Annotated in this window: 14 protein-coding genes and 1 tRNA gene; 9 read left to right on the forward strand and 6 right to left on the reverse strand. The window is 65.6% G+C overall.

The genetic code is table 11. The annotated features are described in order from the left end of the window. Positions 1-70: 70 nt before the first annotated feature. Both FBZ93_RS14340 and FBZ93_RS14345 read right to left on the reverse strand, forming a co-directional pair. A complete protein-coding gene (locus FBZ93_RS14340) occupies positions 71-349 on the reverse strand; it encodes a GlsB/YeaQ/YmgE family stress response membrane protein (RefSeq protein ID WP_146986549.1) in 279 nt (92 codons plus the stop codon). A 36-nt stretch (positions 350-385) separates the two neighbouring features. Next, positions 386-988: a YidB family protein gene (locus FBZ93_RS14345; RefSeq protein ID WP_146986550.1), complete on the reverse strand. Its 603-nt coding sequence runs from the start codon at positions 986-988 to the stop codon at positions 386-388. Positions 989-1,176: 188 nt separating this feature from the next. Here FBZ93_RS14345 and FBZ93_RS14350 point away from each other — a divergent pair, with 188 nt between their 5' ends. Genes FBZ93_RS14350 through FBZ93_RS14360 form a run of 3 tightly spaced genes read left to right on the forward strand, consistent with a single transcriptional unit; the run spans position 1,177 to position 2,867 of the window. Continuing rightward, positions 1,177-2,211: a 2-dehydropantoate 2-reductase gene (locus FBZ93_RS14350; RefSeq protein WP_146986551.1), complete on the forward strand. Its 1,035-nt coding sequence runs from the start codon at positions 1,177-1,179 to the stop codon at positions 2,209-2,211. Between the two features lie 4 nt (positions 2,212-2,215). Beyond that, positions 2,216-2,422 carry a hypothetical protein gene (locus tag FBZ93_RS14355; RefSeq protein WP_146986552.1) on the forward strand — a complete coding sequence of 69 codons (207 nt, stop codon included), beginning with the start codon at positions 2,216-2,218 and terminating at the stop codon, positions 2,420-2,422. A 22-nt stretch (positions 2,423-2,444) separates the two neighbouring features. Further along, positions 2,445-2,867: a CAP domain-containing protein gene (locus tag FBZ93_RS14360; protein WP_146986553.1), complete on the forward strand. Its 423-nt coding sequence runs from the start codon at positions 2,445-2,447 to the stop codon at positions 2,865-2,867. On the opposite strand, the gene FBZ93_RS14365 is transcribed toward FBZ93_RS14360, so the two are convergent. From FBZ93_RS14365 to FBZ93_RS14375, 3 genes are all read right to left on the reverse strand, one after another. Next, positions 2,857-3,519, reverse strand: coding sequence for a hypothetical protein (locus FBZ93_RS14365; protein WP_146986554.1), 663 nt, complete (start codon positions 3,517-3,519; stop codon positions 2,857-2,859). The two genes, FBZ93_RS14360 and FBZ93_RS14365, sit on opposite strands and share 11 nt — an antisense overlap. Positions 3,520-3,734: 215 nt before the next feature. Next, a complete protein-coding gene (locus tag FBZ93_RS14370) occupies positions 3,735-4,805 on the reverse strand; it encodes a helix-turn-helix transcriptional regulator (RefSeq protein WP_146986555.1) in 1,071 nt (356 codons plus the stop codon). Between the two features lie 222 nt (positions 4,806-5,027). Further along, positions 5,028-5,678 (reverse strand): TetR/AcrR family transcriptional regulator, encoded by a 651-nt coding sequence (locus tag FBZ93_RS14375; RefSeq protein WP_146986556.1) that lies wholly within the window; start codon positions 5,676-5,678, stop codon positions 5,028-5,030. Positions 5,679-5,763: 85 nt separating this feature from the next. Here FBZ93_RS14375 and FBZ93_RS14380 point away from each other — a divergent pair, with 85 nt between their 5' ends. From FBZ93_RS14380 to FBZ93_RS14400, 5 genes are all read left to right on the forward strand, one after another. Next, on the forward strand, positions 5,764-7,269 hold the full coding sequence (locus tag FBZ93_RS14380) for a flavin-containing monooxygenase (RefSeq protein ID WP_146986557.1): 1,506 nt from the start codon (positions 5,764-5,766) through the stop codon (positions 7,267-7,269). Positions 7,270-7,387: 118 nt separating this feature from the next. Beyond that, positions 7,388-7,464 (forward strand) — tRNA-Arg (locus tag FBZ93_RS14385). Positions 7,465-7,642: 178 nt separating this feature from the next. Next, a complete protein-coding gene (locus tag FBZ93_RS14390; protein WP_146986558.1) occupies positions 7,643-9,061 on the forward strand; it encodes a UbiA family prenyltransferase in 1,419 nt (472 codons plus the stop codon). Between the two features lie 2 nt (positions 9,062-9,063). Beyond that, on the forward strand, positions 9,064-10,449 hold the full coding sequence (locus FBZ93_RS14395; RefSeq protein ID WP_146986559.1) for an FAD-binding oxidoreductase: 1,386 nt from the start codon (positions 9,064-9,066) through the stop codon (positions 10,447-10,449). Then, on the forward strand, positions 10,449-11,195 hold the full coding sequence (locus tag FBZ93_RS14400) for an SDR family oxidoreductase (protein WP_146986560.1): 747 nt from the start codon (positions 10,449-10,451) through the stop codon (positions 11,193-11,195). Before FBZ93_RS14395 ends, FBZ93_RS14400 begins: the two co-directional genes overlap by 1 nt. Here the strand turns inward: FBZ93_RS14400 and FBZ93_RS14405 are convergent. Continuing rightward, positions 11,176-12,429, reverse strand: coding sequence for a glycosyltransferase family 87 protein (locus FBZ93_RS14405; protein ID WP_146986561.1), 1,254 nt, complete (start codon positions 12,427-12,429; stop codon positions 11,176-11,178). The two genes, FBZ93_RS14400 and FBZ93_RS14405, sit on opposite strands and share 20 nt — an antisense overlap. Before the next feature lie 268 nt (positions 12,430-12,697). Between FBZ93_RS14405 and FBZ93_RS14410 the strand changes: the two genes are divergently transcribed. Then, positions 12,698-13,471 carry a tetratricopeptide repeat protein gene (locus tag FBZ93_RS14410; protein WP_283810819.1) on the forward strand — a complete coding sequence of 258 codons (774 nt, stop codon included), beginning with the start codon at positions 12,698-12,700 and terminating at the stop codon, positions 13,469-13,471. Positions 13,472-13,822 lie beyond the last annotated feature (351 nt).

Raw genomic sequence — 13,822 nt, forward strand, 5'->3', positions numbered from 1 at the left:
GCAGGTCAGGAAAGACAATGCCCGGGTCATGCCCGGGCATTGCGCTATCGAAGCGGTCTCGCGCTCGTTTCTACTTGTTTCCCAGATCAGGGATCACGCGCGCCGCGACCAGCCGGTTCCAGATGAACAGCACCACCAGCGCGCCGATCGTGGCGGTGATGAAGCCCGCGCCCTGTTCGGGACCGTAATGGCCGATCGCCTGGCCGATGAAGGTCGCGAGAAACGCGCCGGCGATGCCGAGCACGGTGGTGAGAATGAAGCCGCTCGGATTGTTCGGGCCCGGTGACAGGAACCGCGCGATGATCCCCGCGACAAAGCCGACGATGATGACCCAGATGATGCCGCCCATGACTGTCGTCCTCCTCAGATGGAATCAACGCTGCCGCTAAAGCCTGCCGCGCAGCTCGTCGCCGCTCGGCAGCCGGCCGTCCGGCGTCAGATGGTTGATCGCGTCGGGCAGATATTGGCTCAAGCCCTGCAGCAATTGATCGCGCGACATGCCGCTCTGCGACGCCAGCGAGTCGATCTGGTCGGCGCCGAGCGCGTTGGCGAGATCGCCGGGCGAGATCTGCTTGTTGGGGCCATTGCTGACCCAGGAATTTGCCGCGTCGCCATGGCCCTTCTGCTGCAACTGGTTGAGCAGATCGCCGAGGCCGCCGCTGAGCACGGAGCCGGCCGCGCCGCCGGCGAGAAGGCCGCCAAGGCCGCCCTTGAGCAGATCACCGAGTCCGCCGCCACCAGCGCCGCCGGGCAAACCAGCAGTGACATTGCCGGGGAGTTGTGGCGCCTGCGCCGGGGTCGACTGAGGAGCGGTTGCGCTCGGCTGGCCACCGGAGAAATGCTTGACCGCCTTCCAGGCGAGCAGCGCCAGGATCGCCATGGTCATCGGCGACATTCCGCCGCTGCTCGAGCTGTCGGATGGTGTGCTTGGGGCGCTTGGACCGCGGGGGCCGTTCTGCATGCCGTTGAGTACGTCGAGTAAGCCCATGATCGTCTCCTGCCGCAACCGTGCCCCGAGCGGGAAACATAGCTGTGGCCCATGACGGTTACAAGGCGGGCCACCCGGCGGCGGCGCATCGAAATTGGCAGGCAACCCCAGGTCTGCTATCGGAGTCTGCTCTCGAAGTCTGCTATCGAGGTCTGCTGTCGAGCTCTGATGAACGGACGTTTAGCCAGATGAACGCGGATCGGCCGATCGGGATTGCGGGCGCCGGAAGCATCGGTTGCTTCGTCGGCGGCATGCTGGCTGCGTCCGGCCGCCGCGTCGCATTGTTGGCGCGGCCGCGGCTGATCCAGGAGATCGCGCGCAACGGCTTGCGGGTGAGCAGTTTCGACGGCTCGGAGCGGATGGCAGCGGTCGACCGACTCATTTTGTCGGACGATCCGTCGATCCTGCGCGACGCCCAGACGGTGCTGGTGACGGTGAAGAGCGCGGATACCGGCGAGATCGCCGAATTGATCGCACGCCACGCATCCACTGACGCCGCGGTGATCAGCCTGCAGAATGGCGTCGGCAACGTGCCGCTGCTGCGTGATCGCTTGCCCGGCCGCAACGTGCTCGGCGGCATGGTGCCGTTCAACGTGGTCGCGCTCGGCGACGGCCGCTTCCATCGCTCGACCTCGGGCGACATCGTGATCGCGCAGGATGATGTCGGCACCGCGGCACGGCTTTCGGTGCCCGGTCTTGCGATCAAGGCAACCGCCAATATCGACGGCGTGCAGTGGGGCAAGCTGATCGTCAATCTCAACAACGCGCTCAATGCGCTGTCCAACATTCCGCTGCGGCAGCAGCTCGCGCAGCGCGGCTGGCGGCAACTGTTCGCCGACCAGATGGCGGAGGGTTTGGCCGCGGTTCGCGCCGAGGGCATCGCGCCGGTGTCGCCGACGCCGCTGCCGTCGAACTGGATGCCGCATCTGCTGCGGCTGCCTGATGCGCTGTTCGGCATGCTGCTTGGCCGCACCATGAAGATCGATCCGGAAGCGCGCTCCTCGATGTGGGAGGATCTACAGCGTCGCCGGCGCACCGAGATCGATTATCTGCAGGGCGTGATCACCGCGATCGCGGATCGCCGCGGGCTCGAGGCGCCGCTGTCGCGCCGCATCATCGCGCTGATCCGGAAGGCCGAGGCCGACGGCAAGGGCTCGCCGGGGCTGACGCCGGAGCAGATCCGCGATGGCTCCGCCACATCGATCGAACAACCGAGGAGGTGACGTCATGAAGCGATCCTGCATCATGCTGTTCACGCTTGTTGCGCTGGGCGTCGGTCCGGTCCGCGCCGCGCCGCCGACCGTCACACCATCGCCGGGCTACGATGCGCGCTTGCAGGAACAGCGCGCGGCCGCCGCGGCGGCGAGCCGATCGGCCTTGCCTGTGCACCAACCGGTCGCGCATCGACACCACAAGCGCGGTCACGCCCGCTGATCCATGAGAGAGACTATCTGAGATGAAGCTGCTCGTTCTCGCGCTTACCTTTCTGCTTGGCTCGGTAGCGGCGGCAAGCGCCGTCGACTATGCCGGTTCGATCAGCGCCTACCGGCGCGCCAACCGCATGCCCGCGGTGAAGCTCGACGCCAAGCTGAATGCGATGGCGTTGAGGCAGGCGCAGGCGATGTCGGCGACCGGATCGGTCAGCCATTCCGCGGGCGGCAGCTTCTTCACGCGCATTGCGCCGCTGAAGAAGCAGCGCGCTGCCGAAAATATCGGCGCCGGCTTCATCGCCTTCGCCGAGATGCTGAAGCAATGGGAGAACTCGGCGGGCCATCGCGAGAATCTGTTGATGCCGGGCGCGAAGCGCGTCGGCGTGGCCTACGTCGACAATCCGAAGTCGCCGTACCGCAGGTTCTGGGCGATGGTGATTACCGACTGACGTCCGTTCGCTTCGCGAGCTTGGTCGGCGACGGCGATGTCGGCGTGAACAGCTTCTTCAGATCGTTCAGCCCGTCGGAGAGCCGCGGCCAGTCGCACGAGAACGTACCCTTCACGCAGCTGCCTGCCGGCGGCCGCACCTTGGGAGGCGCGGCAGCGACGCGCGGCTTGGTCGGCCGCGCGACCGGGACGGGGACTTTCGCCGGCTCGCCGTGCACTGGCTCGTTGTGCAGCGACGCCTGCTGGATCTGTGGCGGCCGCTCCTGCTTTTCCTGCCGCTCGAGTTGCTTGGCGTTGAACGCCGCGACGATGCTGGAGCGGCGCTCCTTCTCCAGATAGCCGGTATATTCCTGGTCGATCTTCTTTTGCTCGTCCGGCGTCGGATTGGGACCGGCGATGTCGAAGCTGCGGTCCTGCATGAAGTCGTAATAGGTATAGCCGCCGCCTACCTTGCGGCGTCCGGCAAACTTGGCGTTGCAGTCGGCGAGTTGCGCGGTCTTGTCTTCCTTGGTCTTCGCCTTCTCGGCGAGGTCGGCGCAATCCTCGAAATCCTTCGGGGCGCTGCGCCACCACTGCGCATGCGCACGCATCGGCGCCAGCGCAAACGCGGCGACAAAAACGGCAACAGCCAACGTCGATGATCGTGACGGCATCACGGACATTGCAAGCAAACCCGAACGACACAGAGTGACCAGATTGTCGCCATTTTGGTGACGCTTGTCACCCAGGAACCCGACGATTTTCCTCACCCCTGTGGAATGCCTCAGATACCGCTGTGTCCGGTGGAACACAGCCGTGGGGTATTGGAATATCTCCAGAATTCTCGGCGAAGGCGACCGGAACCTCAGAACAATTCGTCTCGAATTGCTCACTTCACCCGGTGCAGCAATGCGACCAGTTCCGCCTGCCGATGCGTGCCGGTCTTCTGGAAGATCGTCTTGAGCTGATTGCGCGCGGTGGCGAGGGCAACGCCGGCCTCCTGTGCCGCCGCTTCGACTGAATCGCCGCGCGCAAGCCGCGTGGCGAGGCGCGCCTGCGCCGGCGTCAGTTCGAAGGTGGCCGCCAGCAGCGCAGAATCGAATGCGGCGCTGCCTTCGAGATCGCGGATCAACAGGATCGCGCGCGCGCCCAGGAACGGTGAGCGCGCGGCGGGAGGCACCGGCTGCATCTGGATTACGATCGGCCGCTTGTCGATCCTGCGCACCACGATCGGCGCTGTTGGGAGCGGGTGCAGGTCCGAACTGTGGGCCAGCAGATCGATCAGCCTGGTCAGATCGGCATTGGCCTGCCGGTCGAGCAGAGTGAGGCGGTTGTTGCGGATCGCAAGGTCATGGCCGAGGCAGCTTTCCGCGTGGGCGTTCATGCCGATGACGGCGCCGAAGCGGCCGACGGCGATCGCCGCGACCTGGATCAGGTCGAGCGCGCTGGTGATGCCCGAGATCGCCGAGCGGCCGACGACGGTGGACAGCGTCGCGGCCTCGGTCAGCCGTGCCGACACGCGCGAGAGTGCCTTGACCTCGTCGGCGTCGAACATGCCTTCCTTCGGCGAGCGCTGGATGCTCAATGCCCACAATGCCGGGCCGGCGCGGAAGCCGATCCCCGCGAACCATTTCAGCCCGAACTCGCCGAGCGTCGCATAAAGCGGGTCGCGCAGCATCTCGGCCTCACCACCGAACAGGTCCGCATCGGTGATGACATTGGTGCCAGCCAGCATCAGGGGCACGCCGCGTGCCGCGCGGATGTCGGTGAGATGCAGATTGTTCGGGAAATAGGTCTTGGTGAAATATTCGCTGATCGATTCCGAGCGCGGAATGTCCTCGGTGCGGATATCGCTCTGAAGCATCGCAGCCCCGGTCGCGCCGACGGCCGCGCTGACCTCGTCCATGAAGGACGGCCAGGTCGCGGGATCGAGCACCACGTCGCCAAGGCGCGCGGTCACGTCGTCCAGCCTGTGCACGTCGACCAAAGGCTTAAGCTCCGCTTGATGCAGCTTTTCGTTGTTTCGCAAGGCGAAACAGGAAAAGCCTGGTTGCGCCCGGTACCGGGCATAAGACAACCCCGGCCGCCGGTCATGCAAGTAAAATCAGCGGCGCGGCCTCGGGCCAGGCCGGAAACCCCAGCGAAACATAGTCGAAAATCGGCGAGCGGTGTGGACCCACCGTTACCGCAAACGCAAGTCCCGGCGGCGATCGGCCTCGGTCAACGCGACGCGGCAGAAGCTGGCGGCGATCGCGACGACGTCCTCCACGGTTTGCGGATATTGCTTCGAGACCCAGCGTAGCGCGATCGAGATGACCGCGCCGACCATGCCGGTCGAGAGCAGCGTCGCAGCCGCGCCCCTGTCTCCGTGTTTCGCATCGAGCACCGGCGGCACCAGGATGTCGCTGAAGACACGCCCGGCGTCGAGCTTGACGGCATCGACCGCCGGGCTGATGCCGGAGATTTCCAGCAGGAAAACCCGCGCCGGCTTCGGATGCTCCTTCAGCCGGGTAAAATACAGCGTCAGCGCGGCGTGCAGCCGTGCTTCGGCATCGTGGCCCGCGGCCGCGGCGGCAGCCGTCATTTCCTCGTGCAGATGGCCGACGACATGATTGTAGGCGGCGATCAGCAGCGCTTCGCTGTTGGCAAAGGACTCGTAGAAATAGCGCTCCGTGAGCTCAGCGGCCTCGCAGATCGCCTTCACCGTCGCGCTGGGATAGCCGACCTCGCCATAGACCTCGATCGCAGCATCGATCAGCTTCAGCCGCCGTTCGGTGCGGCGCTCGTCGGCGTCCATGCCGCCATAGAGGCGGGCTTTCCGGCTGCTTGCCATGAAAAGTGTATTGACATGAGCCATTGTCAGATGTCAAGTTATCTGACAATAAGGATTGTCAATTTTGCACGGGAGAGGTCAGGGCGTGTCTACTCATTTCGACGTGTTGATCGTGGGTGCCGGCTTGTCAGGCATCGGCGCCGGCTACCATCTGCAGACCAACTGTCCGGACCGCAGCTACGCCATTCTCGAAGGCCGCGATTGCATCGGCGGGACCTGGGACCTGTTCCGCTATCCCGGCATCCGCTCCGACTCCGACATGTACACGCTCGGCTATTCGTTCCGGCCGTGGACCGAGCCGAAAGCGATCGCCGACGGGCCGTCGATCCTCAACTATGTGCGCGAGACCGCGCGCGCGTATGGCATCGACAAGAAGATCCGCTTCAACCATCGCGTCGTGCGCGCCGACTGGTCGTCGGCCGACTCGCAATGGACCGTCGAAGTCGAGCGCGGGCCGGAGAAGGCGATCGAGCGCCTCACCTGCAACTTCCTGTTCATGTGCAGCGGCTACTACAAATATGAGCACGGCTACACGCCGGACTTCCCGGGCATCGCCGATTTCGCCGGCCGCGTCGTCCATCCGCAGAAATGGACCGACGACATCAACTATGCCGGCAAGAAGGTGGTGGTGATCGGCAGCGGCGCGACCGCGGTGACCCTGGTGCCGGAAATGGCGAAGGCCGCCGCCCATGTCACGATGCTGCAGCGTTCGCCGACCTATGTCGTGGCGCGGCCGGACGAGGACAAGGTCGCCAACTGGCTGCGGGCGCGGCTGCCGGCGAAGCTCGCCTATGGCCTCACGCGCTGGAAGAACGTGCTGTTCGGCATGTATTTCTATCGGCTCTGCAAGCGCGATCCGGAGCGCGTGAAGAAGCTGATCCTCGGCGGCGTGCGCCACGCGCTCGGCCCCGATTACGACGTCGCCACGCATTTTACCCCGAGCTACAATCCGTGGGACCAGCGGCTTTGCCTGGTGCCGAACGGCGATCTGTTTCAATCGCTGCGCAGCGGCGGATCGTCCGTCGTCACCGACCAGATCGAGACCTTCACACCCGGCGGTATCAAGCTCAAGAGCGGCAATGTGCTCGACGCCGATGTCGTGGTGACCGCGACCGGCCTCGATCTGCAGGTGCTCGGCGGGCTCGAGATCAAGGTCGACGGCGCGCCGGTCGATCTGTCGAAGACCATGAACTACAAGGGGCTGATGTATTCGGGCGTGCCGAACCTCGCCGCGGCCTTCGGCTACACCAACGCGTCCTGGACGCTGAAATGCGATCTGACCTGCGAATATGTCTGCCGCATGCTCAACCACATGAAGGCGAACGGCTACGCGCAGGTGACGCCGCGGCGGAACGACCCAACCGTCACTGAGCTGCCTTGGGTGGATTTCTCCTCGGGCTATATCCAGCGCGCCGCCGCCAGGTTCCCGAAGCAGGGCTCGCGCCGGCCGTGGCGGCTGTACCAGAACTATGCGCTCGATATCATGACGCTGCGGTTCGGCTCGCTGAAGGATGAGGCGATCGAGTTTCTGCCGGCGCGCCGGGCCAGTGCGGCGGATGCCGCCGCAAATCCGGCGCGACAGGTCGCGTAGCGCGCGACGCGGCGAACCAGGCACAACTTCGCGCGCGCCCGTTGGGGCGCGGGCTGGCGATCATTCGGCACCTCTGCTATGGGAGGGCTGCGCCCGCATGCTTCGCGGCGGGCGGTGCGGTCCCGTAGCTCAGCCGGATAGAGCGACGGTTTCCTAAACCGTAGGTCGGAAGTTCGAGTCTTCCCGGGATCGCCATTTTCCGCCTGGTTGCGCGCAGCGCACGCCATCGGCGACCGACTTCCCCCTGATCGAAGCCGCAACGGCCTGTGCGCGCTGCCTTTCGGCGCGGTGGGCCCGGCGTTTGCCCCCAAATTCACCCCAAATTAGGGAACGCTCCGGACAATCGGGAGGGGGCCACCGGAAGTCCGCGCGCATGCGAGCTAGCGTTCCAGAACGGGTTGAGCAGGGCGGCAGCGACGCCCTTCGCGATCCGCTGCGTTCAGGCGGCCGGCCGCTCGTTGTCGATATCGACGAGGTGATGGTGCCGGGAAGCGCTGTCCCGGCGGGTATCGCTTCCGAATTGAGCCGTCGCGTTCTCGCGGTCGCCACGGCGATCGCCACCGCGTTCGGACCTGAAGCGCGATCCACGCAGGTTGCCGATACGTCGGGCTTCGATCCATCCCGCGCGCAGTTCGACCGTGACGCGGTGACCTTCCTCTTGCAGGTGCTGGGCGAAGGCCGCCCGGTCTATCTCTGTTCGGAAAATTATTCCGAGCCGTTCGTCAGCGCTGTTGCTCAGCATCTCGGCGTCTTCACCGCCTGGGCTGCCGTACCGGCTGGCCGGTCACCGGCGTCGCGGAGCGAAGAGCTGCCGTCCGTGTTGCGCCAGGGCTTCGACTACATCGGCAGCGCAACGGTCGCATTGCCTGAATTCGCATCGCGCGTGGCGCGCCCCGGTCGATCCGAACCGGCTGCGCCCGCACCGGCCGGTGTGCACAGCTGGCTGAAGCTGCTCCGGGTGCATCAATACGCGAAGAACGCCCTCGTGCTGGTGCCGCTGCTGACCGCGCATAAATTTACGCTGGGATCGGCGGCGACGTCGCTGCTTGCGGTGATCGCATTCTCGCTCTGCGCGTCAGGCGCCTACATCCTGAACGACATTCTCGACATCAGGGCCGACCGCGCGCATCCGGCCAAGCGCAACCGTCCGATCGCAAGCGGTGCGATCTCGGCGTCGCAGGCCGCCGGCGCGATGGCCCTGGCGCTAGCGGCCGCATTCGCGATCGCATTGTGCATATCGGTCGCGTTCGCCGGAGTCCTGCTCGGCTATTTCGCGCTGACAACGTCCTATTCGCTGCGGCTCAAGCGCATCGCGATCGTCGACGTCGTCGTGCTGGCGACGCTTTACACCGTCCGCGTGATCGGCGGCGCGGTCGCGATCAATGTGCCAATGTCGGAATGGTTGCTCGCGTTCTCGCTGTTCATCTTCATGTCGCTGGCGCTGGTGAAGCGCCACATCGAACTCGCCAGCCGGCCGGACGGCGCCGTGCTGGCGGCGCGCGGCTACCAGGTCGAAGACAAGTCGATGATCGCGATCCTCGCTGCGGCGTCGGGCTTCAATGCCGTCGTGATCTTCACGCTCTACATATCGTCCGATACGGTTCGCGCGCTCTACAGCCATCCGCAACTGCTCTGGGCCTGCTGCCCGATCCTGATGTACTGGATCGGCCGCGTGATGCTGTTCGCGCAGCGTGGATTGATCGACGACGATCCGGTGATGTTCGCGCTCCGGGATCGGGCCAGCTGGGTCGCGCTGGGCGCGATCGGCGTCATCATGCTCGCCGCCATCTAGCGATGCCGGCGGCTGCATTGCCAGGACGCGCGACGGCGAGCTCCAATCCGGGCGAGATTGGCCTGTCCGGCTGGGGCAACTATCCGAAGGTGTCGACCGAACTGCTGGCGCCGCGGACGCCCGCGGGCGCACGGGACCATCTGCTCGGGCGCTCCGGCGTCGTTGCGCGCGGCGCGGGCCGCGCCTATGGCGATGCGGCGATCGGCACGCACGCCACGATTTCGACGCACTGCCTGAACCGGATGCGGAGCTTCGATGCCGCAACCGGCCAGTTGACGGTCGAAGCCGGCGTGACCATCGCGGACATCCTTGCCGCGTTCGAGCCGCGCGGCTTTTTCCTGAAGGTGGTGCCCGGCACGAAATTCGTGACCGTCGGCGGCGCGATCGCGGCCGACGTGCACGGCAAGAACCACCATCGCGACGGCGGCTTCGGCACGATCGTCGAGTCATTCCGCCTCGCGCTGCCCAGCGGCGAGATCGTGTCGTGCTCGCGCGCGGAGAACGCTGCGCTGTTTATGGCGACACTCGGAGGCATGGGCCTGACCGGCATGATCCTCGAGGCGACGTTGCGGCTGCTGCCGATCGAGACGGCCTGGCTGCTGCAGGACACCCGCGTCGCCGCCAATCTCGAGGCGGCGATCGATCACCTGGAGAGCAGCGCGTCGGCCACCTATTCGGTGGCCTGGATCGATTGCCTTGCACGCGGTGCTGCGCTCGGACGGTCGCTGGTCTATCTGGCCGAGCACGCCGCGCGCCGTGACAAGGAATTGCTGGGGCCCGAGCTCGCGCCGTTCCCCAGCCCTCGCATGTCGCGGTTGTCGGTGCCGGCGCTGTTTCCCGGATGGCTGCTCAACCGCGCGTCGATGCGGGCGTTCAACGAGCTCTACTTCCGCCGCGGCGCCGCGCAGCAGGGCGAGCCGCGGCTCGTCCACTGGGATCCCTACTTCTTTCCGCTCGATGCGATCGCCGATTGGAACAGGATCTACGGCAGGCGCGGCTTCGTGCAGTATCAATGCGTGATTCCGCAGGCGCGCGCACGCCGCGTGCTCGCCGACATCCTGGACCGGGTATCCCAGCGCGGCGATGCGTCGTTCCTTGCCGTGCTCAAGCAGCTCGGCGATGGCGGTGGACCGATGTCGTTTCCGCTGCGCGGCTATACATTGACGATGGACTTTCCGGTCAGCGACACGCTGTTCGGGTTTCTTGATGAGCTTGATGCATTGGTGGTCGATGCCGGCGGCCGGCTCTACCTCGCCAAGGACGCGCGGCAGTCCCGCGCGACATTCGAATCCGGATATCCCGGCCTCGCGGCCTTGCGGGACATCCGCCAGCAGACCGGGGCGACCACGCGCCTTGTCTCCCACCTTTCAGCACGGCTTGGAATTTGATGACCGGCACAAAATCAATTCTGGTGATCGGCGGCAGCTCGGATATCGGGCATGCGACGGCGCTGCGCTATGCAAAGGAGGGCTGGCGCGTGGCGCTCGCCGCCCGCGATATCGAGGCCGCGCAGCGCAACGCGGATGATGTCAGGACGCGCAGCGGCGTCGAAACGACGGTTCAATCGCTCGACGTGCTGCAGACCGCGCAGCTGGCCGGCTTCGTCGCCGGCCTGTCCGTGCTCCCCGACACCGTGGTGTGCGTGGTCGGCGAGCTCGGCGACCAGCTGCGTGCGCAGGCCGATCCCGAGCTTGCCACGACGATCATGCGCACCAACTTCGAGGCGCCCAGCCTGTTGCTCGAACTATTCGCCCAACGCTTCGAGGCGCGCGGCTCGGGAACGATCGTCGGGGTCAGCTCGGTCGCCGGCGATCGCGGGCGGGCGTCGAACTACTATTACGGCGCGGCCAAGGCCGGCTTCTCGCAATTCCTGTCCGGCCTGCGCAACCGCCTGACGCTGGCGGGCAAGGTCCGCGTCATCACCGTCAAGCCCGGCTTCGTGCGCACCAGGATGACCGCGCATATGAAGCTGCCGGCGCCCCTGACGGTCGATCCGGATCGGGTTGCGGAGGATATCTACCTCGCCGATGTGACGAGGCCGCGCGACGTGATCTATGTGGCCAGGCGGTTCCGGCTGGTGATGACGATCATCTGCGCACTGCCGGAGGCGATCTTCAAGCGGATGCGCATCTGACGGTCGATCCGCTGACTGCTTCCGTCCCTGAACTGCGCAGCAGCACGATGCCGACAATGAGCGCGATCAGCGGAATGATCGCAAAACCGCCGATCGAGAACGTGCTGAGCGCCTGTTCGCCGTTGTGGGAAGAAGCCATCTGCGTCGCTTGCAGGTAGCCGAACGCGCCGATCGGTATCGGCAGGGCGTAGATGATCCCCCGTTCCCACTCGCGCGCGCTCGCCAGCAGCGCCGGTAACAGCAGCGTCAGGCCGACGCTGAAGATCAGGAAATCGTAGTCGTAGGCGTAGGGGCTGATGCAGACCGACACGATCGCGACGAGGCCGAGTCGCTCGCGTGCCGGCATCGGCCGGTAGGTTGCAATGAGAACCACCGCAAGCGCCAGCACCGCGACGGCGCCCTGGGCGACGAACGCTGCCGACGCGGACAACCCCGCGGTTCGCAACGCGGCATAGATCGAGATCATGCGATGCATCGGGTAATTGCCGTGCTCGAGGAACACCGACGAATCGCGCACGCTCTGCAGAAATGCGCTCCAGATCTCGACGCCGAAGACCGCCGTACAGATCGCCGAGCTGATCAGCACGACGGCGGCGGCCGTCATCACCACGATCCAGGACCGCCGCAGCACGGCATAGACCGCGAACGCGATCGCGAGATGCGGCTTGATGATCATGAGGCCAAGGGCGGTCCCCGCGAGGATTGGCCGCTCCTGAAAGAACAGGCAGACCATTCCGATCAGCGCGGCCGTCAGCAGGCCGTTCTGTCCGCAGGCCAGCGTGATCCCGATGGTCGGAAAGAACACGATGAGCACGAGCACGAAGTTATCGCCTGCGAGACGGCGCAGCACGGCGAGGTAAAGCGTCAGCGTCGAGGCCGCGAACAGCAGATAGGCAATCCCGACCGGAATCAGCGCGAACGGCGCCAGCAGCAGGCTGAACTGCGGCGGATAGGTCCATGACATGAAGCCATCATGCCCGCCCGACGCCTCTCTCTGGATGACGATGAGCTTCGCGAATTGATAGGCTTGGTCCACCGTGCCCAGCCACACCAGCTTTGCGGTGATGTAGAAGGCGGCAAAGTCGACGAGCTCGCGGCCGTGCCCAAGCCCCACTCGTGCCAGCCACACGGCCTTGAAGGCGATGGCGACGGCCAGAAGCGCGAGGATTCCGCTGACGTAAGCGGTTCGCTTCGAGGTGGTCGACCGAATGGCTTCAAGGGTAGTTGCGAACATCAAACCGGGCCTTGTTGCGGCAATTCAGGCTAGGTCGAATAGGTTAAGCAGTCGAAAAATCGGGCGGGAGAGGGCGGTTCAGCGTCTGTCGCCTGACAGCCGCGGGAACCGACGGTATATTGCTGCCCGGCTACGACTTTCGCTGGACGCTCCGTCGGCGGCAATGATAACGGCTGGGAAGAACCCTCTCTCGACGGATCGCATGCCGAAACCTCCGCCTCCTTCCGCCAGTCGCGGGCCCGGCCCATCCCCGGTTCTGCAACGCGCCGTGGTCGCTTTGCAGATGGGGCAGGTCGTCGAAGCCGAACGGCTGGCGGCGGAGGTCTTGAAGGCAAACCGGACCGATGTCGGCGCGGCCTCGATCCTGGCGCGGGCCCTGATGATGCAGAACCGCAACGAGGAGGCGATCGCGCCGCTCGAGCGTGCCACGCGCCGTGTCGAGGATCCCGGCCTCGAGACCTTGCTCGGCGCGGCGCTCGGCGGTGCCGGTCGCCGCAACGAGGCGATCGATGTGCTGCGGCGGACCACCGCGCGGCGGCCACCCTATCTGCCCGCATTTCAGGCGCTGGCAGGGCAATTGCACGCGGACGGCCGCATCGACGATGCGGTTGCCGTCCTTGAGAGCGCGCTGGCGCTCGCGCCCGGCAGCCTCGAGTTTCAGCTCCTGCTCGCGCAGCTGCTGCCCCAGCGCAACGAGCGCGGCCGCGCGCGCGAGATTCTGGAAAGACTGCGCGTTGCGGCGCCGGGACATCCCGATGTTCTGGCTGCGCTTGCGCGCGTGCTGCTGCTCGACGGCGAATATTCGGCTGCGGCGGATCTCTACCGCCAGGTGCTGGCGCAGCGCCCCGACGATCCCCTGACGCGCACCAGCTTCTCCGCCGCTCTTCTGGAAATGGGCGATCGCGCCGGCGGCGAGGCCAATCTGCGTCTGGCGCTGCGCGGCCGGCCGCAAATGATCGGCCGCACCACGTCAGCGCTTACCATGGCATCGCATGGCCGCTTCTTCTTCCGTCCCAGCGGGTTCAAGAAGTTTCTGAGCTAGGCGATTTCTGTCGCTGGTGCACAGAATCGTAGGATGGGTGGAGCGAAGCGATACCCATCAGCCGTGCCGCGTGGTGAGACGATGGGTTTCGCTGCGCTCTACCCATCCTACACGACTAGCGCGGTTTCGAGTGAGGTGGACTGCCGCGCCACAAACTCGCCGTCGTCCCTGCGCAAGCAGGGACCCATAACCACCGATGCCGCTTGTTGTGCCGATGCTGGAACGACGAGTCCCATCAACAGCATCTGCTGCGGCGTATGGGTCCCTGTGTCTGGATTGTCTGTCATGATGGGGTGGGCGGGAAGCCGTTGGGTCCTTGGCGCTTGACGCCGTGAGCCGGCTCGGTCTCCC

It is taken from the genome of Bradyrhizobium macuxiense, from assembly GCF_007993935.1.
Classification (GTDB): domain Bacteria; phylum Pseudomonadota; class Alphaproteobacteria; order Rhizobiales; family Xanthobacteraceae; genus Bradyrhizobium; species Bradyrhizobium macuxiense_A.

Bases quoted from the DNA above. Each gene is read 5' to 3' on its own strand.
- FBZ93_RS14340 (WP_146986549.1), bottom strand. From the start codon at position 349: ATGGGCGGCATCATCTGGGTCATCATCGTCGGCTTTGTCGCGGGGATC.
- FBZ93_RS14345 (WP_146986550.1), bottom strand. From the start codon at position 988: ATGGGCTTACTCGACGTACTCAACGGCATGCAGAACGGCCCCCGCGGT.
- FBZ93_RS14350 (WP_146986551.1), top strand. From the start codon at position 1,177: ATGAACGCGGATCGGCCGATCGGGATTGCGGGCGCCGGAAGCATCGGT.
- FBZ93_RS14355 (WP_146986552.1), top strand. From the start codon at position 2,216: ATGAAGCGATCCTGCATCATGCTGTTCACGCTTGTTGCGCTGGGCGTC.
- FBZ93_RS14360 (WP_146986553.1), top strand. From the start codon at position 2,445: ATGAAGCTGCTCGTTCTCGCGCTTACCTTTCTGCTTGGCTCGGTAGCG.
- FBZ93_RS14365 (WP_146986554.1), bottom strand. From the start codon at position 3,519: ATGCCGTCACGATCATCGACGTTGGCTGTTGCCGTTTTTGTCGCCGCG.
- FBZ93_RS14375 (WP_146986556.1), bottom strand. From the start codon at position 5,678: ATGGCAAGCAGCCGGAAAGCCCGCCTCTATGGCGGCATGGACGCCGAC.
- FBZ93_RS14390 (WP_146986558.1), top strand. From the start codon at position 7,643: ATGCGAGCTAGCGTTCCAGAACGGGTTGAGCAGGGCGGCAGCGACGCC.
- FBZ93_RS14395 (WP_146986559.1), top strand. From the start codon at position 9,064: ATGCCGGCGGCTGCATTGCCAGGACGCGCGACGGCGAGCTCCAATCCG.
- FBZ93_RS14400 (WP_146986560.1), top strand. From the start codon at position 10,449: ATGACCGGCACAAAATCAATTCTGGTGATCGGCGGCAGCTCGGATATC.
- FBZ93_RS14405 (WP_146986561.1), bottom strand. From the start codon at position 12,429: ATGTTCGCAACTACCCTTGAAGCCATTCGGTCGACCACCTCGAAGCGA.